The organism is Burkholderia cepacia complex sp. TUM26381 (assembly GCF_057439935.1).
This window is the reverse complement of sequence record NZ_CM172007.1, coordinates 1,878,683-1,902,671: the sequence shown is the minus strand read 5'-3', so window position 1 is coordinate 1,902,671 and position 23,989 is coordinate 1,878,683. Positions and strand designations below refer to the sequence as shown.

Annotated in this window: 22 protein-coding genes; 13 read left to right on the top strand and 9 right to left on the bottom strand. The window is 68.0% G+C overall.

Features of this window, described 5'->3' with window-relative positions:
* Window positions 1–7 precede the first annotated feature (7 nt).
* Together ACWMMN_RS25265 and ACWMMN_RS25260 are read right to left on the bottom strand one after the other, a co-directional pair.
* Window positions 8–1,903: a peptidoglycan D,D-transpeptidase FtsI family protein gene (locus ACWMMN_RS25265; protein WP_174991811.1), complete on the bottom strand. Its 1,896-nt coding sequence runs from the start codon at window positions 1,901–1,903 to the stop codon at window positions 8–10.
* 418 nt (window positions 1,904–2,321) lie between these two features.
* Window positions 2,322–2,666, bottom strand: coding sequence for a DUF3564 family protein (locus ACWMMN_RS25260; protein WP_059240731.1), 345 nt, complete (start codon window positions 2,664–2,666; stop codon window positions 2,322–2,324).
* Between the two features lie 649 nt (window positions 2,667–3,315).
* Between ACWMMN_RS25260 and ACWMMN_RS25255 the strand changes: the two genes are divergently transcribed.
* The gene (locus tag ACWMMN_RS25255; protein ID WP_059240730.1) at window positions 3,316–4,527 is read left to right on the top strand and encodes an SDR family oxidoreductase; all 1,212 of its coding nucleotides are present in this window, start codon (window positions 3,316–3,318) and stop codon (window positions 4,525–4,527) included.
* Between the two features lie 55 nt (window positions 4,528–4,582).
* Here the strand turns inward: ACWMMN_RS25255 and hpaR are convergent, their stop codons facing one another.
* Window positions 4,583–5,023, bottom strand: coding sequence for a homoprotocatechuate degradation operon regulator HpaR (gene hpaR / locus ACWMMN_RS25250; protein ID WP_034179682.1), 441 nt, complete (start codon window positions 5,021–5,023; stop codon window positions 4,583–4,585).
* 152 nt (window positions 5,024–5,175) lie between these two features.
* Between hpaR and ACWMMN_RS25245 the strand changes: the two genes are divergently transcribed.
* From ACWMMN_RS25245 to hpaI, 7 genes are read left to right on the top strand one after another with little or no spacing between them, the layout of a single operon-like run.
* Window positions 5,176–5,865 carry a fumarylacetoacetate hydrolase family protein gene (locus ACWMMN_RS25245; protein WP_340625035.1) on the top strand — a complete coding sequence of 230 codons (690 nt, stop codon included), beginning with the start codon at window positions 5,176–5,178 and terminating at the stop codon, window positions 5,863–5,865.
* The gene (locus ACWMMN_RS25240; RefSeq protein WP_340625034.1) at window positions 5,862–6,626 is read left to right on the top strand and encodes a fumarylacetoacetate hydrolase family protein; all 765 of its coding nucleotides are present in this window, start codon (window positions 5,862–5,864) and stop codon (window positions 6,624–6,626) included. The genes ACWMMN_RS25245 and ACWMMN_RS25240 overlap by 4 nt, the downstream gene beginning before the upstream one ends.
* A 22-nt stretch (window positions 6,627–6,648) precedes the next feature.
* Entirely contained in the window at window positions 6,649–8,112 is a 1,464-nt protein-coding gene (hpaE, locus tag ACWMMN_RS25235; RefSeq protein WP_174991808.1) for a 5-carboxymethyl-2-hydroxymuconate semialdehyde dehydrogenase, read from the top strand.
* Between the two features lie 45 nt (window positions 8,113–8,157).
* Window positions 8,158–9,006: a 3,4-dihydroxyphenylacetate 2,3-dioxygenase gene (hpaD, locus tag ACWMMN_RS25230; RefSeq protein WP_059240726.1), complete on the top strand. Its 849-nt coding sequence runs from the start codon at window positions 8,158–8,160 to the stop codon at window positions 9,004–9,006.
* A gap of 35 nt (window positions 9,007–9,041) precedes the next feature.
* Entirely contained in the window at window positions 9,042–9,434 is a 393-nt protein-coding gene (locus ACWMMN_RS25225) for a 5-carboxymethyl-2-hydroxymuconate Delta-isomerase (RefSeq protein ID WP_059240725.1), read from the top strand.
* Window positions 9,435–9,454: 20 nt separating this feature from the next.
* Window positions 9,455–10,258 (top strand): 2-oxo-hept-4-ene-1,7-dioate hydratase, encoded by an 804-nt coding sequence (gene hpaH / locus ACWMMN_RS25220; protein WP_059240724.1) that lies wholly within the window; start codon window positions 9,455–9,457, stop codon window positions 10,256–10,258.
* 12 nt (window positions 10,259–10,270) lie between these two features.
* A complete protein-coding gene (hpaI, locus tag ACWMMN_RS25215; protein ID WP_059240723.1) occupies window positions 10,271–11,077 on the top strand; it encodes a 4-hydroxy-2-oxoheptanedioate aldolase in 807 nt (268 codons plus the stop codon).
* 64 nt (window positions 11,078–11,141) lie between these two features.
* Here hpaI and ACWMMN_RS25210 read toward each other — a convergent pair whose 3' ends face one another.
* The gene (locus ACWMMN_RS25210; RefSeq protein WP_059240722.1) at window positions 11,142–11,933 is read right to left on the bottom strand and encodes an AraC family transcriptional regulator; all 792 of its coding nucleotides are present in this window, start codon (window positions 11,931–11,933) and stop codon (window positions 11,142–11,144) included.
* Between the two features lie 95 nt (window positions 11,934–12,028).
* Here ACWMMN_RS25210 and ACWMMN_RS25205 point away from each other — a divergent pair, with 95 nt between their 5' ends.
* The gene (locus ACWMMN_RS25205; protein WP_059240721.1) at window positions 12,029–12,280 is read left to right on the top strand and encodes a hypothetical protein; all 252 of its coding nucleotides are present in this window, start codon (window positions 12,029–12,031) and stop codon (window positions 12,278–12,280) included.
* Between the two features lie 46 nt (window positions 12,281–12,326).
* Window positions 12,327–13,289 (top strand): quinone oxidoreductase family protein, encoded by a 963-nt coding sequence (locus ACWMMN_RS25200; protein ID WP_486423272.1) that lies wholly within the window; start codon window positions 12,327–12,329, stop codon window positions 13,287–13,289.
* A gap of 137 nt (window positions 13,290–13,426) precedes the next feature.
* On the opposite strand, the gene ACWMMN_RS25195 is transcribed toward ACWMMN_RS25200, so the two are convergent.
* From ACWMMN_RS25195 to pdxR, 5 genes are all read right to left on the bottom strand, one after another.
* Window positions 13,427–14,518 carry a porin gene (locus tag ACWMMN_RS25195; protein ID WP_174991805.1) on the bottom strand — a complete coding sequence of 364 codons (1,092 nt, stop codon included), beginning with the start codon at window positions 14,516–14,518 and terminating at the stop codon, window positions 13,427–13,429.
* Between the two features lie 159 nt (window positions 14,519–14,677).
* Window positions 14,678–15,745 carry an ABC transporter ATP-binding protein gene (locus tag ACWMMN_RS25190; RefSeq protein ID WP_059240718.1) on the bottom strand — a complete coding sequence of 356 codons (1,068 nt, stop codon included), beginning with the start codon at window positions 15,743–15,745 and terminating at the stop codon, window positions 14,678–14,680.
* Window positions 15,738–17,510, bottom strand: a complete 1,773-nt coding sequence (locus ACWMMN_RS25185) for an ABC transporter permease (protein ID WP_486423271.1) — start codon at window positions 17,508–17,510, stop codon at window positions 15,738–15,740. Before ACWMMN_RS25185 ends, ACWMMN_RS25190 begins: the two co-directional genes overlap by 8 nt.
* Before the next feature lie 100 nt (window positions 17,511–17,610).
* Window positions 17,611–18,711 carry an ABC transporter substrate-binding protein gene (locus tag ACWMMN_RS25180; RefSeq protein WP_059240716.1) on the bottom strand — a complete coding sequence of 367 codons (1,101 nt, stop codon included), beginning with the start codon at window positions 18,709–18,711 and terminating at the stop codon, window positions 17,611–17,613.
* Window positions 18,712–18,930: 219 nt separating this feature from the next.
* Window positions 18,931–20,406, bottom strand: coding sequence for a MocR-like pyridoxine biosynthesis transcription factor PdxR (gene pdxR / locus ACWMMN_RS25175; protein ID WP_486423270.1), 1,476 nt, complete (start codon window positions 20,404–20,406; stop codon window positions 18,931–18,933).
* 102 nt (window positions 20,407–20,508) lie between these two features.
* On the opposite strand from pdxR, the gene ACWMMN_RS25170 reads away from it, so the two are divergent.
* The 3 genes from ACWMMN_RS25170 (at window position 20,509) to ACWMMN_RS25160 (ending at window position 23,970) form a co-directional block, all read left to right on the top strand.
* Window positions 20,509–21,744 carry a multidrug effflux MFS transporter gene (locus ACWMMN_RS25170; protein ID WP_486423269.1) on the top strand — a complete coding sequence of 412 codons (1,236 nt, stop codon included), beginning with the start codon at window positions 20,509–20,511 and terminating at the stop codon, window positions 21,742–21,744.
* Window positions 21,745–21,868: 124 nt separating this feature from the next.
* Window positions 21,869–22,549 carry a response regulator gene (locus ACWMMN_RS25165; RefSeq protein ID WP_059240713.1) on the top strand — a complete coding sequence of 227 codons (681 nt, stop codon included), beginning with the start codon at window positions 21,869–21,871 and terminating at the stop codon, window positions 22,547–22,549.
* Window positions 22,546–23,970 carry a sensor histidine kinase gene (locus tag ACWMMN_RS25160; protein WP_059240712.1) on the top strand — a complete coding sequence of 475 codons (1,425 nt, stop codon included), beginning with the start codon at window positions 22,546–22,548 and terminating at the stop codon, window positions 23,968–23,970. Before ACWMMN_RS25165 ends, ACWMMN_RS25160 begins: the two co-directional genes overlap by 4 nt.
* Window positions 23,971–23,989 lie beyond the last annotated feature (19 nt).

Genomic DNA, 23,989 nt, shown 5'->3' with positions numbered 1-23,989 from the left:
GGCTTCTTCAGCTTGCGGCAGCAGTCTTCGCCGGCGCAGCCGTAGCAGCGTGCGCGGCCGTCCTGAGCGGGGCCGGTTTCTGCGAGACGGCCGTCCTGGCCGGGGCCGCCGCCTTCGGCGCAGCCACCGTCTTCTGCGGCGCAGCAGCCTTCGCCGGCGCATTCTTCTCGGGCTCGACGGGTGCATCGGGCGGCACGCCGAGCAGTTGCAGCGAGCCGCTCGTGACCGACGCGAATACCGGGCCGGCCACCGTGCCGCCGTAGTAGCCCTTGCCGCGCGGCTCGTCGATCATCACCGCGACGATCAGGCGCGGGTTGCTCATCGGCGCCATCCCCGCGAACAGCGCGCGGTACTTGCCCTTTGCATAGGTCGCGCCAACCTGCTTGCGCGCGGTACCGGTCTTGCCGCCGATCCGGTAGCCGTCGACGCGCGCGCGGCGCCCCGTGCCGCCTTCGCCGACCGCCATCTCGAGCATCGAGCGGATCGACGCGGCCGTCTGCGGCGACGTCACGCGGTGGCCGCGATGCGCGTCGATCGTCTGCTGGTCGGTGCCGTTCTTCAGCAGCGACACCGGGTGCAGCGTGCCGTCGCCCGCATAGGCCGTGTAGGTCTGCGCGATCTGCAGCAGCGACATCGACAGCCCGTAGCCGTACGCCATCGTCGCCTGCTCGATCGGCCGCCAGCGCTTGTAGCCGCGCAGCCGGCCCGACGCGACACCCGGGAACGTCAGTTCCGGCGCTCGGCCGATCCCGTACTCCTGGTATTTGTTCCAGATCGTTTCGGCGGGCAGGTTCAGTGCGAGCTTCGCGAGCGCGACGTTGCTCGACTTCTGCAGCGCCTGCGAGACGGTCAGCGACCCGTGGTTCGACGTGTCGTGAATCACGGCCGGGCCGATCTTGTAGGTGCCCGGCGACGTGTTGATGATCGTGTTCGGCGTGACCTTGCGTTCGTCGATCGACAGCGCGACGACGAGCGGCTTGATCGTCGAGCCCGGCTCGAACGTGTCGATCACCGCGCGGTTGCGCAATTGCTGGCCGGTGAGGCGCGCGCGGTCGTTCGGGTCGAAAGTCGGGTAGTTCGCGAGCGCGAGGATTTCGCCGTTCTGCGCGTCGAGCACGACGACGCTGCCGGCCTCCGCGTTGTTCTCGACCACGGCCGCCTTGAGCTGGCTGTACGCGAGCTGCTGGATCCGGCGGTCGATCGTCAGTTCGATCGTCGCGCCGTGCTGCGCTGGGACGAGCGGGCGCGTATCCGACACGATGCGGCCGAGCCGGTCGCGGATCACTTCGCGCTGCCCGGACGTGCCTTGCAGGCGGGCGTTCGCCGCGAGCTCGACGCCTTCCTGGCCCTTGTCCTCGACGTTCGTGAAGCCGACCACGTGCGCGGCCGATTCGCCTTCGGGATAGAAGCGCTTCGAATCGGCGATCTGCGTGATGCCGTCGATCGCGAGCTTGTCGAGGCGGCCCGCGGTATCGGCGTCGACCTGCCGCTTGAGGAGCACGAAGGTCTTCTCGTTGCCGAGCCGCCGCTTCACCTCGACGAGCGGCATGTCGAGCAGCTTCGCGATCTGCGGATAGTCGGTATCGGCGACCTGTTTCGGGTTCGCCCAGATTTCATAGGTCGACAGGCTGACCGCGAGCATCGCACCGTTGCGGTCGACGATGCGCCCGCGCATTGCATCCAGCTCGATCGTGCGCTGGTAGCGCTTCTGGCCCTGGCCGACGTAGAAATCCTGGTTCGCGACCTGCACCCAGAAAGCCCGCGCGATCAGCGCGGCGAACGCGAGGAACACGATGACCACGATGAACCTCGAGCGCCACATCGGCAGGCGCGACGCGAGCATCGGATTCTTGGTCGCAGCCGCGTACGGATCGGCGGGGTGGGTCTTCTTTTTCACGCTCATGCAATGGCCGGGTCAGGCCGCCGGGCGGCGGCAAATCAGTCTGGATAATGCGATTGTAATAAATGAGTAAACACCGTGTGGGGAAAGTGTGTTCCGGCCCCGTGAAAAAACGTTAAACGGCGATTCGGCCGTACGCGGAAACGGGGGCAGGAACGGCGCGGGGAACGCGGGATGTCGGTGTGGCGGCAGGCGATGAGGCGAGCGTCCGGCCGCGCGTCGATCCGCGTATGCGGATGCCGGCGCCGGTCGATCGCGGCCGTCGGCGCAACGCGATCAATTGCCCGGGCCTCGATTATTTCTTTATGCCCGAAAATGAAAAACGCCCCGAAAAGGGGCGTCGTTAATACTGAATATCGAAATGAATATTACCGAGACCGGAATAAACCCGAAAACCGCAGACGATTCACGTCAATAAATCCTAGCGTGCAACGGAAATGAATTCGCGGTATTCCGGCTGGGTCGTGCAGCGATCGATTTCCTGCAGCCGCCACGCACCGGCATGATCGCCGGCGAGCACGGCGGGGCCCTGTTCGCGCTGGGTCGCGTCGAACGACAGCCCCTTCAACTGGCACACGGCGTTCCCGCTGTCGGCCGCGCAGAGCGCCATTGCGCCCTCGACGTCGCGGACCTTGCCCCAGGTCGGAAGATCGATGCCCTGATGTGCCTCGCGCGACCACAGCCCCTCGTCGGTGTCGACCCACAGTACCGCGAAGGAATGCCGGGTTGCCGATTCGCTGCCATTAATCCGAATGGTGAGGCGCATTGTGATCGTCTCCTAGAAAATGACACATTGGACCGTTTTGACTTGATCAGTCTAGATAGACTGGTGTGAAACGCAAGTGTTAATCCGCAATAAGTCCGTATTGAGTCTATTGCGGTTTCAGATGAAACGACGTCTGACGATTCGTGGTCATTCCGGAGGCTTGCGCAGTGACGGGCATCACGGGCGGCCGTTCCGCCGATGCGCCCGTCGATGGTGCGCGAGACATGGGATGACATGGCGGCGGGGCGCGTCGATCTGTCGCGCGCGATGTGCCGCCGGACACGGTGCCGACGGATGCGGCAAGACCGGGCCCGGACGCTGCCCGGACGGATGTTTCAGCGTGTTGACGGTGCGGCCGGCCTGACACACTCCGACAATCGCGTACAAATCGGCACACTTTCACGAAACTTTCGGGACAGACTTGCATTCGGTCGGGCCCCACACTGGGAACTTCCCGATCCGGTGCCGCGGACGCCCGTCCGCGGCGGCTGCCGCCGCCTCGTGCCAGAGCGCGATCGACGCGATCGCAGGCCGCACGCCCGATCGGGGCTGCCAGGGCGCGCGTCAGCCCCGGCCCGGCCGGTGTGCCGTGCGCAGCCCGCAACCGCGGGTGCCGCGCCGCCCGGCCGATTCTTCGAAGGAGACTATCGTGCTGATCTGGAAAACCGCGTTGTCGCTTAACTGGCGGACGAGCCTCGTGTCGCCGGCCAGCGCACCGGTCGCGGCGGCGAACGTCGGACGGCTGGTGCTGACCGGCGCGACCGGCTTCATCGGCAGTACCGTGCTGACGGCGCTCGTGAATGCTGGGCTGCTCGACCGCATCGTCTGCGTCGTGCGTGCGCAGGACCGCGGCCATGCGGTCGCGCGGCTGCGCGAAGCGGCATTGCGCGCCGGGCTCGCGCCGTATTGGGCATCGCGTCTGACCGACGCGAACGTGATCGTCGGTGCGCTCGGCGACGTATGGCGCGGCGCCGATGCACCGCGCCTCGCCGGCGCGACGCATGTGATTCACTGCGCGGGCCATGCATCGCCCGCAGACGGCGCGCACCTGCAGGCCGACATCGCCGATGCGGTGCACTTCGCCGAACGCTTTGCACGCGCGCCGCGCCTGCAGCGCTTCGTGTACGTCGGCACGGCCTATGCGCATGCGGGCCGCGGCGGGATCGTGCAGGAGGAAGCGATGGGCGACGCGTTGAACGACACGGCGCACAACGACGAAGGCCTGCCGGGCGCGGTGCTCGCGGCCGGCTACCTGCACGCGAAGGCGGAAACGGAGCAGCGCCTGCGCGCGCTCGGGCTGCCGCTCGTCGTCGTGCGGCCGTCGCACGTGGTCGGCCATACGGTGCTCGGCACGCGGCCTGCGCCGAATTCGTTCTGGATGTTCCGGCTGGCGCATGCCGCGCGCCGCTTCACCGCGCGGCCGATGACGCGCATCGACATCGTGTCGGTGGACGACGTGGCGCGCGCGACGATGCTGCTGGCCGTGAAGCCGACGCTCGCGCACGACGTCTATCACGTGTCGGCCGGCGACGAGGCGCCGCAGGTCGCGCAGATCGTGCGCGCGATGGACGAGGCGGCGGGGATGACGGGGGCGCCGCGCTACGCGGCGTGCGCGCCGGCCGAACTGCCGCTCGTGGTGCGCGATGTGCTCGGGCGGCCCGATCCGGCGCTCGAGCGCGTGATCGGCCGGGCGCTGCAGCGCTGCGGGGAATTCGCGACGGTCGATCGCGTGTTCGACAACCGCCGCGTACGCGACGAAATCGATTTCGAGCCGTTGCCGTTCATCGATTACGTCGAGGAATGCATGCGCACGTCGCGTGGCGTCGCCGTGACCGAGCTGATGCGCGGCGCGGTGCACTGACCGCCCGCACCGGGCCGGTGCCCGTTCCCGTGCGTGACGGGAGCGGGCGCCGCCATCACGCGTTGCCGCCGAGCTCGATGAGCCGGTCGAGCGCGCGGTAGATGTCTTCGAGGCCGTCCTGGCCGAAGCGCGACTCGAGCTGCCGGTATTGCTCGTCGATGCGCGGACCGATTTCCGTCACCAGTTTCCTGCTTTGCGGCGTCAGGCTGACCAGCAGCCGGCGCTGATCTTCCTGCGCGCGCGTGCGCGTGATCAGGCCGTCGCGCTCCATCCGTTCCAGCACGCCCGTGAGGCTCGGGCTCAGGATGCAGCAGCGCCTGGCGATCTGTCCTGCCTCGAGCGCATGCGCCGGTTCGCCGTCGAGCACGCGGATGATCCGCCATTGCTGTTCGGTCAGCGCGAATTCCTTGAGAATGGGGCGAAACAGACCCATCAGCGTTTCGCGGGCCTCGAGCAGCAGCATGGCCAGGTTGCGATGGTCGAGCGTACGGTTCATCGGGGTGGGTAGAGGACGGGGACGCATCAATCTTAACAGCCGAAGGTGATGAATTTCGCATCTCAGGGTAATCGAGGTTGCCAGCGCCCGATTGTTTACTTAAGATATTAACTATTGACGATGCGCCGCGACGCGCGGCAGGGGAATGACGCATGGAGCTGTCTTGCACGACCGCCGCGGCACCGCCGTTGCCGGTCGCCATCGGTACCGTCTACGGGGCGCTGCTCAACGAGCGCGCGGCGCTCGACGCGCTCGGCGATGCCGTGAACGCACCGCCTTACGGCCGCCCGCCGCAGGCGCCGATCCTGTATATCAAGCCTGCCAACACGCATGCGGCCGACGGTGCGGCCGTCGTCGTGCCGGCCGGCGTCGATGCGCTCGAGATCGGCGCATCGGTGGCCGTCGTGTTTGCCCGGCGCGCGACGCGCGTGCCGGCCGAGCAGGCGCTCGACTACGTGCACGGTTTCACGCTCGCGAGCGACGTCTCGGTGCCGCATCCCGATTACTACCGTCCGGCCGTGCGCTTCAAGTGCCGTGACGGCTTCTGCCCGCTGGGCCCGGCCATCGTGCCGGCCGCCGCGCTCGGCGATGTCGACGCGATCGGCCTGACCGTGTGGATCGACGGCGAGGTGGCGGTGTCCGGATCGACCGCGACGCTGGTCCGCCCGGTGCGCGAGCTGATCGCCGAGGTGACGGCGTTCATGTCGTTCGACGCGGGCGACGTGCTGTTGCTCGGCGTCGCGGGCGGCGCACCGCGCGCCCGCGCGGGCAGCACGATCGAGATTTCAGCCGCCGGCATCGGCACGCTGCGGCATACGCTGGTTGCGGAGGAAGCACGATGAAGACGGCGCGCGTGATCTACAACGGCGCACTGCATGCGGCCGAACCGGCCGGCGACGGCATGATCCGCCTCGATACGGGGCGCGTGGTCGCCGAGGACGTGGTGGCGTGGCTGCCGCCCGTCGCGCCGCGCACGACGTTCGCGCTCGGCCTGAACTATGCCGACCACGCGAAGGAACTCGCGTTCAAGGCGCCGAGCGAGCCGCTGATCTTCCTGAAGGGGCCGAACACGTTCGTCGGCCACCGGTCGCGCACCGTGCGCCCGGCGGACGCGACGCACATGCACTACGAGTGCGAACTGGCCGTCGTGATCGGCCGGCCCGCGCGCAACGTGGGCCGTGCGCAGGCGATCGACTACGTGGCCGGCTATACGGTCGCGAACGACTACGCGATCCGCGACTATCTCGAGAACTACTACCGCCCGAACCTGCGCGTGAAGAACCGCGACACCTGCACGCCGCTCGGGCCGTGGTTCGTCAGGCGCGACGAGATCGGCGACGCAGGCGACCTGATGCTGCGCACGACCGTGAACGGCCAGGAGACGCAGCGCGGCAGCACGCGCGACATGATTTTCGACGTGCCGGCGCTGATCGAGCACATCAGCGGTTTCATGACGCTCTCGCCGGGCGACCTGATCCTGACCGGCACGCCCGAGGGGCTGGCGGACACGAAGCCGGGCGACGAGGTCGTGACCGAGATCGAAGGGATTGGCCGGCTCGTGAACACGATCGTCGGCGAAGCAGACTACTATCGCGCCGGCTGAGCCCGTCGCCCAAGGAGAGCACATGACCATCAAGCACTGGATCGGCGGCCGCGAAGTGGAGAGCCGCGAAACCTTCACGACGCTGAACCCCGCGACGGGTGACGTCATCACCGACGTCGCGTCGGGCGGCGAGGTCGAGGTCGACGCGGCCGTGCGCGCGGCGAAGGAAGCGTTTCCGAAATGGGCGAACACGCCCGCGAAGGAGCGCGCGAAGCTGATGCGCAAGCTCGGCGAGCTGATCGAGAAGAACGTGCCGATGCTCGCGGCGCTGGAGACGCAGGACACGGGCCTGCCGATCGCGCAGACGAGCAAGCAGCTGATTCCGCGTGCGTCCGAGAACTTCAACTTCTTCGCGGAAGTATGCGTGCAGATGAACGGCCGCACGTATCCGGTCGACGACCAGATGCTGAACTACACGCTGTACCAGCCGGTCGGCGTGTGCGCGCTGGTGTCGCCGTGGAACGTGCCGTTCATGACCGCGACGTGGAAGACGGCGCCGTGCCTCGCGCTCGGCAACACGGCCGTGTTGAAGATGTCGGAACTGTCGCCGCTGACGGCCGACCAGCTCGGCCGGCTCGCTCTTGAAGCCGGCATTCCGCCCGGCGTGCTGAATGTCGTGCAGGGCTATGGCGCAACCGCCGGCGACGCGCTCGTGCGGCATCCGGACGTGCGCGCGGTGTCGTTCACCGGCGGCACCGTCACCGGCAAGCGCATCATGGAGCGTGCCGGTCTCAAGAAGTATTCGATGGAGCTGGGCGGCAAGTCGCCGGTGCTGGTCTTCGACGACGCCGATTTCGATCGCGCGCTCGACGCGTCGCTGTTCACGATCTTCTCGATCAACGGCGAACGCTGCACCGCCGGATCGCGGATCTTCGTGCAGCGCACGATCTACGATCGCTTCGTGCAGGAATTCGCGCGCCGCGCGAACAACCTGGTGGTGGGCGATCCGGCCGATCCGGGCACGAATCTCGGCGCGATGATCACGCGCCAGCACTGGGAGAAGGTGACGGGCTATATCCGCATCGGCGAGCAGGAAGGCGCGCGCGTGGTCGCGGGCGGCGCGGACAAGCCGGCCGGGCTGCCCGACCATCTGCGCAACGGCAACTTCGTGCGTCCGACCGTGTTCGCCGACGTCGACAACCGGATGCGCATCGCGCAGGAAGAGATCTTCGGGCCGGTCGCCTGCATCATCCCGTTCGAGGACGAAGACGACGGGCTGCGGCTCGCGAACGACACGGCGTACGGCCTCGCGTCGTACATCTGGACGCAGGACGTCGGCAAGGTGCATCGTCTGGCACGCGGGATCGAGGCCGGCATGGTGTTCGTGAACAGCCAGAACGTGCGCGATCTGCGCCAGCCGTTCGGCGGCGTGAAGGAGTCGGGCACCGGGCGCGAAGGCGGCGAATACAGTTTCGAGGTGTTCGCGGAGATCAAGAACGTGTGCATCTCGATGGGTTCGCATCACGTCCCGCGCTGGGGCGTGTGACGGGCGCGGGCCGAGTCGCTGCAAAGACCATACGGAGACTAAACGATGGGCAAATTGTCCCTCGCCGCGAAAATCACGCACGTGCCGTCGATGTACCTGTCGGAGTTGCCCGGCAAGCATCACGGTTGCCGTGAGGCGGCGATCCGCGGCCACCAGCTGATCGGCGAGCGCTGCCGTGCGCTCGGCGTCGACACGATCGTCGTGTCGGACGTGCACTGGCTCGTCAACGCGGGCTATCACGTGAACTGCAATGCCCGGTTCTCGGGCACCTACACGAGCAACGAGCTGCCGCATTTCATCCGCGACATGCAGTACGCGTATCCGGGCAATCCGGCGCTCGGCCGGCTGATCGCCGAGACGGCGACCGGGCGCGGCATCGCGACGCGCGCGCACGAGATCGACAGCCTCGAACTCGAATACGGCACGCTGGTGCCGATGCGCTACATGAACGCCGACCAGCATTTCAAGGTCGTGTCGATCGCCGGCTGGTGCATGTGGCACCAGCTCGACGAAAGCCGCCGCTTCGGCGAGGCGCTGCTCGAAGCGATCGAGCAGAGCGATTCGAACGTCGCGTTTCTCGCGAGCGGTTCGCTGTCGCACCGCTTCAACGACAACGGCAGCCCCGAGGAATCGATCCACCAGATCAGCCGCGAATTCTTCCGGCAGGTCGACCTGCGCGTGGTCGAGCTGTGGAAGCAGGGCGATTTCAAGACCTTCTGCGCGATGCTGCCCGAGTACAACACGCACTGCCACGGCGAAGGCGGGATGCACGATACGGCGATGCTGCTCGGGCTGCTCGGCTGGGACCGCTACGACAAGCCCGTCGAGATCGTCACCGACTATTTCGCGAGTTCGGGCACCGGGCAGATCAACGCGATCTTCCCGCTGTCCTGAGCGCCGCGCACCCGACATCCGACCGGAGGTTTTCCATGCCACACATCGTCGTCGAATACACCGCGAACATCCGCGACGACGCGCGCATTCCCGCGCTGCTGCGCACGATCAACGCGACGCTGATCGCGCAGGGCGGCGTGTTCCCGACCGGCGGCATCCGTTCGCGCGCGATCGAACTGCAGGACTACTGCGTCGCCGACGGCACGGAGGACGACGCGTTCGTCCACGTGACGCTGAAGATCGGCTCGGGCCGCACCGACGCGCAGAAGAAGGCCGCGTGCGACGCGCTGTTCGACGCGATCAAGCTGCATTTCGCCGAACTGTACGCGCAACGCACCCTCGCGCTGTCGATGGAACTGACCGAGTTCAGCGAAAGCGGCTCGTACAAGCACAACAACATTCACGCCCGCTACAAGCGGGCCGGCTGAACCCCATTCCCGATCCGACCATGCTCGAACCCGCCATCATCGACCAGCTCGCGCAGCGTCTGCACGACGCCGAGCGCGAGCGCAAGCAGATCCGCCAGATCTCGCTCGACCATCCCGACATCACGATCGACGACGCGTATGCGATCCAGCGCGCGTGGGTGACCCTCAAGCTCGCGGAAGGCCGCACGCTGAAGGGGCACAAGATCGGCCTGACGTCGAAGGCCATGCAGAACACGTCGCAGATCGACGAGCCCGACTACGGCGCACTGCTCGACGACATGTTCTTCGAAGACGGCGGCACGATCCCGACCGGCCGCTTCATCGTGCCGCGCGTCGAGGTCGAGCTCGCGTTCGTGCTCGGCAAGCGGCTCACCGGCCCGAACTGCACGATCTTCGACGTGTACGACGCGGTCGACTACGTCGTGCCGGCGCTCGAGATCATCGACGCGCGCAGCCAGTCGATCGACCCCGATACGAAACGGCCGCGCAAGGTGTTCGACACGATCGCCGACAACGCGGCGAACGCGGGCGTCGTGATCGGCGGCCGGCCGGTGCGGCCGCAGGACGTCGACCTGCGCTGGGTCGCGGCGATCATGTCGCGCAACGGCGTGGTCGAGGAAACGGGGGTCGCGGCCGGCGTGCTGAACCATCCGGCGAACGGCGTCGCGTGGCTCGCGAACCGGCTGTCGCGCTTCGACGTCGCGCTGGAACCCGGGCAGATCGTGCTCGGCGGCTCGTTCACACGGCCGTGCGCGGCGCGCTCGGGCGACACGTTCAGCGTCGACTACGGCCCGCTCGGGACGATCCAGTGCTATTTCGAGTGAGGTGAGCGAACGATGCAGATTCCGTCGAATGTGTTCAAGGCCGCGCTGGCACGCGGCGATGCGCAGGTCGGGCTGTGGCTCGGGCTCGCGAATCCGTACAGTGCCGAAGTCGTCGCGGGCGCCGGTTTCGACTGGCTGCTGATCGACGGCGAGCATGCGCCGAACACGGTGCCGACGATCCTCGCGCAGCTGCAGGCGATCGCGCCGTACCCGTCGCATCCGGTCGTGCGCGTGCCGTGGAACGATCCGGTGATCGTCAAGCAGGTGCTCGACCTCGGCGCGCAGACGCTGCTCGTGCCGATGGTGCAGAGCGCCGACGAAGCGCGCGCGGCCGTGGCCGCGACACGTTACCCGCCGCACGGGATTCGCGGCGTCGGCAGTGCGCTGGCGCGTGCGTCGCGGTGGAATCGTGTCGGCGACTATCTGCATCGCGCGAACGACGAAATGGCCGTGCTCGTGCAGGTCGAGACGCGGGCGGGGCTCGATGCAATCGATGCGATCGCGCGGGTCGAGGGGGTCGACGGCGTGTTCATCGGGCCGGCCGATCTCGCCGCCGACCTCGGGCATCTCGGCAATCCGGGGCATCCGGACGTGCAGGCCGCGATCGACGGCGCGATCCGGACGATCAAGGCGGCCGGCAAGGCGCCGGGCATACTCAGTGCCGATGAAACGGCCGCGCGGCGTTACCTGGCAGCGGGTGCGCGGTTCGTCGCGGTCGGTGTCGATACGACGCTGCTCGCGAGAAGCGCGGAGCGGCTGGCCGCGCAGTTCAAGGGGAACGGCGGCGAGGCCGTGAAGCAGGGCGACGGCACGTATTGACGCGGCGGCGGGGGGCTGGGTTCGACCTGTCGAACGGTCCGCCTTCCGCCGTGCATCGCTGCACTTATTCTTCCGTGCGCCGTCCCGCCTCCATATATCTTCCCGGCGTCGTTCCCAGCGCACGCCGGAACATGTCGATGAATGCGCTCACGTTGTCGTACCCGAGATCGAGCGCGATCGTCGTCACCGGCACGCCGTCGGCAATGCGCTCCAGCGCCCGCAGCAGCCTGGCCTGCTGACGCCACTGCGCGAACGTCAGCCCCGTTTCGGCGACGAAGCGGCGGCTCATCGTCCGTGCGCTGATGCCGGCCCATTCGGCCCATTCCTCCAGCCGCCGGTTGTCCGCGAGATCCGCGGCCAGCGCATCGGTGATCTTCACGAGCCGCGGATCCTGCGGCCGTACCAGCCCCAGCGCCTCGACCTCCGACGCCGCGATTTCATCGAGGATCACGTCGGCGATCCGCGTCTGCGCGGCGTCCAGTTCCGAATCGCCCCAGCTTGCCGCGCGCTGCACGGCTTCGCGCAGCAGCGGCGTCGTGCGGAGCGCGCGCGGCGTGGCCGGCAGCGCCGCGCAGCGCGCCTCGGCGATGAACGCCGACCAGCCGGCAATCGGCCCGAACGAGCGCAGCGAATGCCGGCAATGCGGCGGAATCCAGATCGCGTGGATCGCCGGCACGACCCAGTCCTGATCGTCGAGACCGATCGTCACCAGCCCGCTCAGCGCGCCGACGAGCTGGCCGCGCGCATGCGAATGCGCGGCTGTCACGCGCGGGTCGCGTTGCGACAGCACGGCGGCGACCACGAACGGGCCGTCGTCGGACGTGATGAATCGGGCGGGCAGGAGCGGATCGGACATGGCCGGAAATCGGTATCGAATGGCTGTTATACCGGAGATCGGCCGGCTTCGCACGCCTACACTGCGTCCATCGATGACAACCGGAGTACGACGCGATGCGAGCCGAACAGATGCTTCCCGACCAGACCGACCGGATGACGATCGGCGGAACGACGATCCGCAAGGGCACCGTCGGCGCGTTCCTGGTCAACGCGCGTGTGTTGATCGACCCGAGCGCAGCACCCGCCGACCGGGCGCGCGCGGAGGCCGACGCGATCGACGCGTTGCCCGCACTGCGGGCGCTCGGCCTGTTCGACGTGCTCGAAGTCCGCGATCCCGCGCTGCGCGCATGGCTCGACGCACGCTGATGCGCCCCGGAACCGTCGATCGAGATCCCCGAATCAAGGAGTCACCATGAAAGCAGCAGTCGTGACGGGCGCCGGCGAGCGTCCCGTTCATATGGAATTCGATGCGCCGCGCGCAATGCCGGGCCACAGTCTGATCGACGTGACGGCATCCGCATTGAGCCGGATCGCGCAGGCGCGTGCGTCCGGCAAGCATTACTCGTCGGACGCACGCTATCCGTTCGTCGTCGGCGTCGACGGTGTCGGCCGCCTCGACGACGGTCAACGCGTCTACTTCTTCGGCGCTGCCGCGCCGTTCGGCGCGCTGGCCGAACGCACGATCGCGCCCGATACGCAGTGCGTGCCGTTGCCGGATACGCTCGACGACGTCACGGCTGCGGCGATTGCGATTCCCGGGATGTCGTCGTGGGCGGCGCTGACCGAACGCGCGCGGCTCGTCGCGGGCGAGACGGTGCTCGTCAATGGCGCAACCGGGACGTCGGGGCGGCTGGCGGTGCGGATCGCGAAACATCTCGGCGCCGCAAAGGTGATCGCGACGGGCCGCAATGCGGCGGTGTTGCAGGGGCTACTGAATGCCGGTGCGGATGCCGTCGTGTCGTTGCAGCAGGACGACGCACATCTGGCACGGGCGCTCGAACCGCATTTCCGTGAAGGCGTGGATGTCGTGCTCGACTATCTGTGGGGGGCCAGCGCGCAGACGCTGCTGGTGGCCGCCGCGAAGGCGACGCCTGATGGTCGGCGGCTGCGTTTCGTGCAGATCGGCTCGATCGGCGGTGCGGACGTGTTGCTGCCGGGCGCGGTACTGCGTGCGACTGCCATTGAACTGATGGGCAGCGGCCTCGGCAGCGTGTCGCTGCCGCGCTTGCTGGCGTCGGTGCAAGGCGTGTTCGATGCGGCCGGGCCGGCGGGCTTCGCGATCGGCACGCGCACGGTGCCGCTGTCGGCGGTCGGCGAGCACTGGAGCGAAGCAAACAGTCTCGTGCGCCCGGTGTTCACGATGCGCAGTGAGTGAGCGGCGTATCGAAACGCCGCCAGCCGGAGACGGCGCGGGGTGGCGAGCTGCGCGGCAGCGATCGGCCGTTCGCCGTCATGCCGCCGCGCGTGGCGTGAAGAACGGGCGGCCGACCGCTGCCGCCCGTCGAGCCGGCGTCAGAACCGCTGCTGAATCCCCGCCGTGACACCGACCTGCGTGGTGCCGTAGCCCGCGAAATCGCGCGACACGCCGACCTTCTGGTCATGTTTCGCGATCGCGAACGCGCCTGCCGCGTAAAGCACCGTGCGCTTCGACAGCGCGTAGTTCGCGCGCATCGACACCAGCGTCGGATCGGCATCGCTGCCCCCCTTGATGTTCTGGTGATAGACGGCCGCGATCAGCGAGAACGCCGGCGTGAACTGATACGACCCGCCGAGCCAGACCGTGTCGCTCAACTGGTTCGCCGCCGTGGTGTGGAACGTGCGCTTGTAGTTGCGATAGCCGGCCATCGTCTTCAGGTTGCCGAAGTCGTAGCTCAGGCCCGCGTGGATGCCCTGGATATAGTTGACGGTATCGGCCGGCGTGACGCTGTCGGCCGCGCCGTTCTGCCGGTCGAACGTGACGACCGCCGCGAACGGGCCTTTCTCGTAGCCGACCGCGAAGTCGTATTTCGAGCTGGTCTTCATGCTGCCCGGCACGTTGCCGAAGCCGTACATCGCGCCGAACTTGAAGCCGCTGAACTCGCCGTCGTAGCGCACCGCGTTCGACGAGCGCGTGAACATGCCGTCCTTGCGGCCGCCCGTCGCCATCGACGACGTGGCCCACGAATAGTTCTGCGCGTAACCCATCGGGTCGAACGGCAGCATGTAGTCGTACGTGACGGTGTAGTTGCGGCCGAGCGTCAGTTCGCCCCATTTGCTTTTCAGGCCGACCGTCGCGCGGCGCGCGAAGATCGAGTCGGGGCCGTCGTCGAATGCGCCGTTCGCGAGGTCGATCCCGCTTTCGAGGCGGAACACGGCCTTCAATCCGCCGCCGAGATCCTCGACGCCGCGCAAGCCCCAGCGCGACGTGTTCTTGTTGCCCGACTTCAGCTTGACCGAGCTGCCGCCTTCCGGCGCCGCATGGTTCGTGTATTCGATGCCGGCGTCCATGATCCCGTACATCGTGACCGACGACTGCGCGTGCGCGGCGCCTGCCGCGAGGCCGGCGACGGCGGCCGATCCGGTCAGGACGGCGGCGCGAAGGGAGCGTTCTGCGCGTGACTTCATTGACGGTGTCTCCTTGTTTCTTGTGGGTGGGGTGAAACGGGGGCGGCGCGCAACCGGCCGCGGCGGACGCGGCCAGGCGTCCGCCGGACAGGCGTGTCATCGCATGGCGGGATGCGCGCGGCGTGCATGCGCGGCGGCACGTGGGCCGCCGCGACCGGGTCAGCCCGCTTTCGCGAACGCCCAGCAGTCGTTGGTCGGGAATTCGATCCAGTGCTTGCCGGCCGCGCGCGGTACGTGGCCGAACGCGCGCAGGCGCATGTCGCCGCAATGGAACAGGTATTCCCAGCGGTCGCCGAGATACATCGACGTGACGAGGTCGGCCTGCAGCCGGTTCGCGCCCGGGCCGTCGGTGACCTGCACGCGTTCGAGACGGATCACGGCCTGCGCGTCCTGGCCCGGCGCGAGCGTGTCGCGGGCGAGGGCGCGCAGCTCCCAGCCGTCGCCGGCGAGCGTCACGCATTCGCCGTCGATCGCCGCGACACGCGCGTCGATCCGGTTGTTGCTGCCCATGAACTCGGCCGTGTACAGCGAGCGCGGCGCGCCGTACAGCTCGGCCGGCGTGCCTTCCTGCTCGATGCGGCCGTTGCGCAGCAGCAGGATGCGGTCGGACATCGCCATCGCCTCGGTCTGGTCGTGCGTCACGCACAGGGCCGACAGCCCGAGCGACACGATCAGCTCGCGCAGCCACGCACGCGCTTCCTCGCGCAGCTTCGCGTCGAGGTTCGACAGCGGCTCGTCGAGCAGGATCACCGGCGGGTTGTAGACGAGCGCGCGTGCGATCGCGACGCGCTGCTGCTGGCCGCCCGACAGCTGGTGCGGAAAGCGTTCCGCGAGATGGCCGAGGCCGAGCTGGTCGAGTGCGCTCTGCACGCGGCGCTTCTGTTCGGCCGGGGCGACGCGGCGCAACTTCAGCCCGTAGCCGACGTTGTCGGCGACGGTGCGGTGCGGCCACAGCGCGTACGACTGGAACACGAGGCCGAGCGAGCGCTGCTCGACGGGCAGGTCGACGCGCCGCGCGCCGTCGAAGAACACGCGGTCGTCGAGCTGGATACGGCCGTCGGACGGCTGTTCGAGGCCGGCCACCGCGCGCAGCAGCGTGGTCTTGCCGCTGCCCGACGCGCCGAGCAGGCACACGACTTCACCGGCCTTCAGTTCGAACGACACGCCCTTGAGGATCGGATTGGCGCCGTAGCTGAGATGCAGGTCGTCGACGATGAGCTTATCCATGAAGTTTCACTCCGAAGCGCAGGGCCACGCCGAGACCGGCGCCGACCATCGCGATGTTGATGACAGAAAGCGCGGCAACCTGGTCGACGGCGCCGGTCGCCCACAGCGACACGAGCAGCGCGCCGATCACTTCGGTGCCGGGCGACAGCAGGTAGACGGCCGTCGAGTATTCGCGCTCGAAGATCATGAAGATCAGCAGCCACGCGGCGAGCAGGCCGAAGCGCACGAGCGGCAGCGTCACGTCGAGCGATACGCGGCTGCGCGTCGCGCCGACGCTGCGGCCGGCTTCCTCGAGCTCGGGGCCGACCTGCAGCAGCGCGCTCTGGATGAGGCGCATCCCGTATGCGAGCCACACGACCGTGTACGCGATCCAGATGCTCCACATCGAGTTCTTCAGCTCGCGCAGGCCCGGCACGAACAGGAAGATCCACAGGAACGCGAGGCCGGCGAGCAGGCCGGGCACCGCGCGCGGCAGCAGCACGAGGTAGTCGAGCAGCCTGGTCGCCCAGTCGGGGCGGCGGTGGCCGGCGAACGCGACGAGCGAGTAGAAGCCGATCGCGAGCGCGCCGCCGATCACGCCGATGCCGAGCGTGTTGACGATCGCGCGCACCAGGTTGTCCTGTTCGAACAGTTCGACGAAGTTCGACAGCGTCAGCACCTCGGCGAGCGCGACGCCTTCGCCCCAGTTGGTCACGAACGCGCGCAGCACGATGCCGGAGATCGGCACGATCACGGTCAGCATCAGCCACAGCGCGACGATCGCGAGCGCGATCCAGCGCCACACGCCGAGCGGCAGCACCGTCGCGCGGCCGGCCTTGCCCTTCACGGTGACGAAGCGGTTCGCGGTTTTCAGCAGGCGGCGCTGCAGCAGCACGAGCGGGAACGTGATCGCGACGATGCACACGGCGACCGCGGCCATCAGGTGATACGACGGCACGCCGAGCTTGTTGGTCAGCTTGTACAGGTAGGTCGCCAGCACGAGGTGGCCTTCCGGATCGCCGAGCACGAGCGGCAGCCCGAATACCTCGAAGCCGAGGAAGAACACGAGCACGCCGGCGAACAGCAGTGCGGGCATCGTCATCGGCAGGCTCACGTCGAGTGCGACGCGGAACGGGCGGGCGCCCGTCACCCGCGCGGCTTCCTCGACGTCCGAACCGAGGTTGCGCAGCGCGGCCGACGAATACAGGTACACGTGCGGCACGTGCGTGAGGCCGACGATGACCGTGATCGCGAAGATCGAATACACGTTCCAGGGCACGTTCTGCACCCCGAACAGTTCCTTGAACCACACCGAGTAGAAGCCGACCGGGCCGGCCGCGACCACGTAGCCGAACGCGAGCACCATCGGCGACACGAACACGGGCGTGAGCAGCAGCGGTTCGAGCCAGCGGCGGCCGGGCAGGTCGGTGCGCACCATCAGGAACGCGAGGATGCCGCCGAGCGGGATCGAGATGAACAGCATCCCGCCGGCGATGATGAACGAGTTCTTCACCGCCGACCAGAAGTCGGGATCGCTGAAGATGAAGCGGAAGCCTTCGATGCCGAGCGTCTTGTTCGCGTCGAAGAACGGCGCGGACAGCAGGCTCTGGAACAGGATGAAGCCGAGCGGCAGTGCGACCGCGATGGTCAGTACCGCGACGACGATCCAGCGCAGCATGCCGGCGAGCGGCTGCAGGCTGTTGACCGGCAGCGCGGGAATCGCGTCGCGCGGGCCGGTGGCGGGTGGAACGGCCGGTGCCGTGCCGCGTGTGCTGGTTGAAAGCATGAGTTCGCCCCTGCGGCCATCCGGATGGCCGCCTCAAGGAAGTCGGTAAGGGGAAGGGGCCGCCCGCGCGATGTGCGGCGGGCGGCCGGCAGTCAGCGGATCAGCGCTTGATCGCCTGCTGCCATTGCTTCAGGAAGGCGAGGCGTTTCGACTGGTCGAGATAGACGAGCAGGCCGGTGCCGATCTGGATCGGCTTCAGCGAATCGCCGAGTTCCTTCGTGAGGCTGGCGGCCGACGTTTCGCCGCTCACGTCCGCGCGGATCGCGTACAGGTTCGCCTGGTTCGCGATCAGCGTCTGGCCGCGCTTCGACAGCAGGTAGTCGACCCACAGCTTCGCGGCGTTCGGGTTCTTCGCCTTCTTCGACACGGTGGCGAGGCGGCTCACGACCTGCGTGTAGTCCTTCGGAAACACGTAGCCGATCGACTTGTCCTTCTTCGCCTTCGCATAGGCATACGAACCGATGATGTTGTAGCCGATCAGGTTCTCGCCCGACGAGATGCGTTCCATCATCGCGCCGGTGCTCGACTGCAGCTTCGGGCCGGTCGCGCCGATCGCCTTCACGAGCTCCCACGTGACCTTCTCGTTCACGTGCGCGTCCTGCGTCAGGTAGTTGAAGCCGACGCCCGATTTCTCGATGTCGTAGGTCGTGACCTTGCCCTTGAACTTGTCGGCCTGCGTGGTGAGCAGCTTGATCAGGTCGGCGCGCGTCGTCGGCACTTCGTTCTCGGGGATCAGGCGCTTGTTGTAGACGATCGCGAGCGGCTCGAACGTCGTGCCGTACGCCTGCTTCTGGTACTGCGCCCATTGCGGCACGTTCGGGCTTTCGGGCGAATCGTACGACGCCATCAGGCCGTCGTTGACGAGCTTCACCTGCAGGTCCATCGCCGAGCTCCACAGCACGTCGGCGCTGGTGCTGCTTGCCGCGTTCTCGCTGATGTAGCGGTTGTACAGCTCGGTGCTGTTCATGTCGTTGTACTCGACCTTCACGCCGTACAGGCTTTCGAAGTCCTTGAGCAGCGGACGCACGAGGCCCGTGTCGGTCGTCGAGTAGACGATCAGCTTGCCTTCCTTCTTCGCGGCGTCGATCACGCCCTGGTAGTTACCCGGATACCCGGCCGGAACCTGCGCGACGGCGCTGCCGGCGGCAGTGCCCAGGACGATCGCCAGCGCGGCGGCGAGGTGCTTCGGTGCAAACGGCATGTCTTCCTCCAGTTACGCATAGTGTTGTTCGAGTGACGCGGATGTTAATTGCGAGGCACTTTCAGCCTGCTTTCATTCCGGTTCACAATCGTGTCGTTTGTGTCATGGATTTCCCGAGGTCGAAGCGGCGGCGGCCGCGGGTTTCGCGGCGCGCGGCACGGTTCGACAGGGGAAGAAAGCGGTGCGCAGGCGGGCGCGGACGCCCTTGTTGGCGGCGGGCTACGCGGCGGCGGCCAGCAGCTTGCCGAGGAGGCGGCCGCCATGCCGCGCGTGCGCGGCGGTCAGCGCGGAATACCCGACGACGACGCCCGCTTCGCGCCGGGCGCTGCGACAGAATTCGCGGATCGGCTGCAACGCGACGCCGGCCGCGCGGGCCTGTGCGACACAGGTCGCGTCGTCGATCCCGGGCGGCAGCCACAGCACGAAATGAAAGCCCACGTGCTCGCCGGACACCGTGTAGCGCCCGCCGGCGTGCTTCGCCAACTGGTCGAGCACGATGTCGCGACGCTGGCGGTACGCATGGCGGGCGGCGCGCAGGTGCTTCGCAAAATCGCCGTTTGCGATGAAGCGGGCGAGCGCCAGCTGGGGTGCCACGCCGACCGCACGCGCAGTCGCGTGCCACACGGCCGACAGCGCCGGCCGCAATGCTTCCGGCACGACCATGAAGCCGATACGCAGCCCCGAAAACAGCGTCTTGTTGAACGAGCCGCAGTAGATCACGCGATCGCACGCGTCGAGCGATTTCAGCGCGGGCAGCGGGGCGGTCTGGTAGCTGAATTCGCCGTCGTAGTCGTCTTCGATGATCCACGTGCGGTGGCGCTGCGCCCGGTCGAGCAGCTCGAGGCGGCGCGATACCGACATCGTGATGCCGAGCGGCGCCTGATGGGCCGGTGTCACGTAAGCGGCACACGCATCGGGATAGCGGTCCAGCGCCGCGGCGTCGATCCCCTCGCGATCGACCGGCACGTCGATCACGGTCGCCCCCGCGATCGTGAAAATCTGCCAGGCCGACGCGTAGCCGGGATCTTCCATCAGGACCGTCGAGCCGGGCGTGAGCAGCGTGCGCGCGACGAGATCGATCGCGTTCCGGATGCCGGTCGTGATGAAGATGTCGCCGGCTTCGCACGGGATGCCGCGGTATTCCCGCAGGTACGCGGCAATTTCGCTGCGCAGGCCCTCGACGCCTTGTGCCGGCGTCGCCCCGAGGTCGTCAGCCGTTGCGGCAAGCAGGCTCGCGCCGAGTGCCTTCTTCCATTGCTGCATCGGCATCAGGCCGGGATCGGCGAGCCGCGCGACGAACGGGACGCCCGGGCGCACGCCATGTTCGGGCTCGGCGGCGGCCGGCGCGACGGACTCCGCGGTGACGCGCGGGGTGCCGTCGCGCGACTGCGCGGCCGCGCGCAGATAGCTGTCCGGCACCACCGCGCAGACCCGCGTTCCGGACCCTTGCGTGCGCGCAATGTAGCCCTCGGCGCACAGGATGTCGTAAGCCGCTTCGACGGTGCCGCGCGCGATGTCCCAGCGCGCGGCCAGCGTCCGGCTGGACGGCAGCGGGCTGTCGCCGGGCAGCAGGCGCTTCAGGATCGCATCGCGAATCGTGTCGGCGATGCACTCCTGTTTCGATTGCGGACTGCCGGCCGACAACCCGGCGGGGCGCGGCAGATCAAGCGGAATCGCGGCTTTGCCTCGCGGCATAGTGGTCCAGTCAATGGTGGATTTAATGGCCCTTCAGCTTATATCACTTTCCTCATAAATTGCGATCGATCCCACCCATCCGGACTGAAACGGACTTATCGCATGAAGACGCGTTCCTTGGCCCAATGGGGCTGGCTGTTCCTGTTGATGCTCGTCGTGTGCCTGCCGCGCGTCACGATCGATGCGTATCTGCCGTCGCTGCCCGCGATGGCGGACGCGCTGCATGGCACCGACGCCCAATTGCAGCTGACGCTGACCCTCTACATGGTCGGCTATGCACTGTCGATGCTGGTGTCGGGGCCGTTGTCCGACCGCTACGGCCGCCGTCCCGTGCTGCTCGGCGGCCTGGGCCTGTACGTCGTCGCGAGTGTCGCCTGCGCGCTGTCGACCAGCATCCCGGCGCTGATCGCCGCGCGCGTGTTCCAGGCGCTGGGCGGCTGCAGCGGCACCGTGATCGGGCGCGTGATCGTGCGCGAGCGCTTTCCGGCCGCGACGCAGGCCACGATGCTCGGCCACATTTCGGCCGGCATGGCGCTGTCGCCGGTGGTCGCGCCGCTGGCAGGCAGCGCCATTGCCGAGTGGCTCGGCTGGCGCGGCGTGTTCGGGTGGCTCGCGGCGGGCGGGCTGGTCGCAACCGCGATGGTGCTGCGTTACCTGCCCGAGACCCGCGAGCGCGATGCGGGGCCGCAGGCCGGCCCCGGGCTCGTGCGGATCTACGCGGGCCTGCTGCGCGAACGCCGTTTCCTGCGTTACTCGCTGGCGATCAGCTTCGTTTACTGCACGTACTATCCGTTCATCGCGGAATCGTCGACGCTGTTCCAGCGGCAAATCGGCGTGTCCGGCCCGGTCTATGCGGCGATTTTCGGCGTGACCGTGCTCGGCTACCTGATCGGCTCGAGCGCGTTCGCGCGGGCCAGCAGGCGCTGGAACGCCGATGCCGTGATCGCGGCGGCGGCAGCCGTCAATCTGGCCGGCGCCGCCGTGCTGTGGATCGGCGGCGCGGTCGCGCCGATGGCGGTCACGGCCCTCGTCGTGCCGATGTTCGTCGTGATGATCGCCGTCGGGATCGCGATCCCGGCCTGCCAGTTCGCGGTGATGCAGCCGTACACGAAAATCGCCGGCACGGCGTCGGGGCTGTTCTTCTTTATCCAGATGGGGATCACGGCCGCGTGCGGCGGCGTGCTGGCGTGGTTGTCGGACGGTACGGCGCACCCGATGATCGTCGTCACGGTCGGCGCGAGCGTCGCGTTCCTGGCGGTGGTGGTCGGTTTTCGCGAACGGAGCGGGGTCGGCAAGGCGCGTTTCGCGACGGGCAACCGTTCCGCCGCCGAGCGCTGAGCCGCAGCGTCGGGGCCGCGCGCGGCGGCTTGGTGGCACCCGCGCAACCCGTGTTTCCGCGAGGCGTCGGCATGGAAAGGATCATGTAATGTAGCGGCCTGTCGCTGACCTTACTGGAATCCCCATGCGTGTGCTGCTCGTCGAAGACAATCCGAACCTCGCCCAGTCGCTGAGCGACGCGCTGAGCGCCGCGCGCTTCGCGGTCGATCACATGGCGGACGGCGAGGCGGCGGACCACGTGCTGCGCACGCAGGATTACGCGCTGGTGATCCTCGATCTCGGGCTCCCCAAGCTCGACGGGCTGGAGGTGCTGCGGCGGCTGCGCGCGCGCCGCAACCCGGTGCCGGTGCTGATCCTCACCGCGCACGGGTCGGTCGAGGACCGCGTGAAGGGGCTCGATCTCGGCGCCGATGACTATCTCGCGAAGCCGTTCGAGCTGACGGAGCTGGAGGCGCGCGCCCGCGCGCTGATCCGGCGCAGCCTCGGCCACGAGCATTCGCGCGTCGAATGCGGGCCGCTTTTGTATGACAGTATCGACCGCAGCTTTCACCTCGCGGGCGAGCCGCTGTCGCTCACGCCGCGCGAGCGCTCGGTGCTCGAGGTGCTGATCCTGCGCAACGGCCGCGCGATCAACAAGGACACGCTGTCGGAGAAGATCTTCGGGCTCGACGAGTCGGTCAATGCCGATGCGATCGAGATCTACGTGTACCGGTTGCGCAAGAAGCTGGAGAACACGGGCGTCGCGATCGTCACGTTGCGCGGCTTGGGCTACTTGCTCGAAGCGAAGGTGGAGCGCGCTGAATGACCCGCCCGAACCTGCGCGCGCAGGTCGCGCTGTGGCTGCTGCTGCCGCTGCTCGGGCTGCTCGCGCTCGACTCGTGGCTGACGTACCAGCGCGCGATGAGCGCCGCGCACGTCGCGTTCGACCGCACGCTGTCGTCGTCGCTGAAGTCGATCCGCGAAGGCGTGCGCCTCAACGACGGCGAGATCGAGGTCGACCTGCCGTATCTCGCGCTCGAAATGCTCGAATCGAGCGACGGCGGCAAGATCTACTACCTGATCCGCGAAGACAACGGCCACACGATCACCGGCTATCCGGACCTGCCGTTGCCGCAGGGGCGCGACGCGGGCGACGGCGCGCTGTTCGTCACGCGCTACTATGACGTCGTCTATCGCGGCGAACAGTTGCGGATGGCCGCGCTGCGCATCCCGGTGCACGACGTGCCGACCGCGCAGTCGCGCATCGTGTGGGTGATGGTCGGCGAGACGATCGAGGCGCGCCAGGCGCTCGCACGCGAGATCCTGATCGGGTCGCTGCTGCAGGAAGGGCTGCTCGTCGTGCTCGCGCTCGGGATCGTGTGGCTCGGTGTCGGGCGCGGGCTGCGGCCGCTGAACCGGCTGTCGGCCACCGTCGCCGCCCGCAGCGAGGACGACACGACGCCGCTCGACACCGGCGCGATCCCGAGCGAGCTGGCGCCGCTCGTCGATTCGATCAACCAGTACATCGGTCGCACACAGCGGATGCAGGTTGCCCGGCGCCGCTTCTTCGCCGATGCGGCGCATCAGTTGAAGACGCCGCTCGCGGCCGTGCAGGCCGGCGTCGAGCTCGCGCTGCGGCCCGACGAGCAGCCGCGCGCGAACGGGCACCTGCGGCGCGCGAACGGTGCGGTGCGGCAGGCGGCGAAGATCGTCCAGCAACTGCTGTCGCTGTCGCGGCTCGATTCGGACAGCGGCCATGCGGTCGCGCACAAGCCGGTTGCGCTGCACCGGCTCGCGCGCAGCGTGACGCTCGACTGGTCGCCTGTCGCGCGTGCGCGCGACATCGATCTCGGCTTCGAGCACGAGACCGACGTCGACGTGCACGGGCAGTCCGACCTGCTCGGCGAGATGATCGGCAACCTGATCGACAACGCGATCCGTTATGCGGGTGACCATGCGGTGATCACGGTGCGCGTGTCGCGCGACGGCGAGCAGGCGCGGCTCGACGTGATCGACAACGGGCCGGGCATCCCGATGGACGAACGCGATGCCGTGTTCGAGCGCTTTCATCGCGGCAGCAAGACGCAGACGGTCGAAGGAACGGGGCTCGGGCTGTCGATCGTGCGGGAAATCGCACGCGTGCATCAGGGCAGCGTCACCCTTGCCGATGCGGCAGGCGGCGGGCTGGTCGTGACGATCCGGCTGCCGGTGGCGGTGAAGGAGGCGGTGGTGTCACGCGCCGCGTGAGGGTGCGTGACGCTGCGGG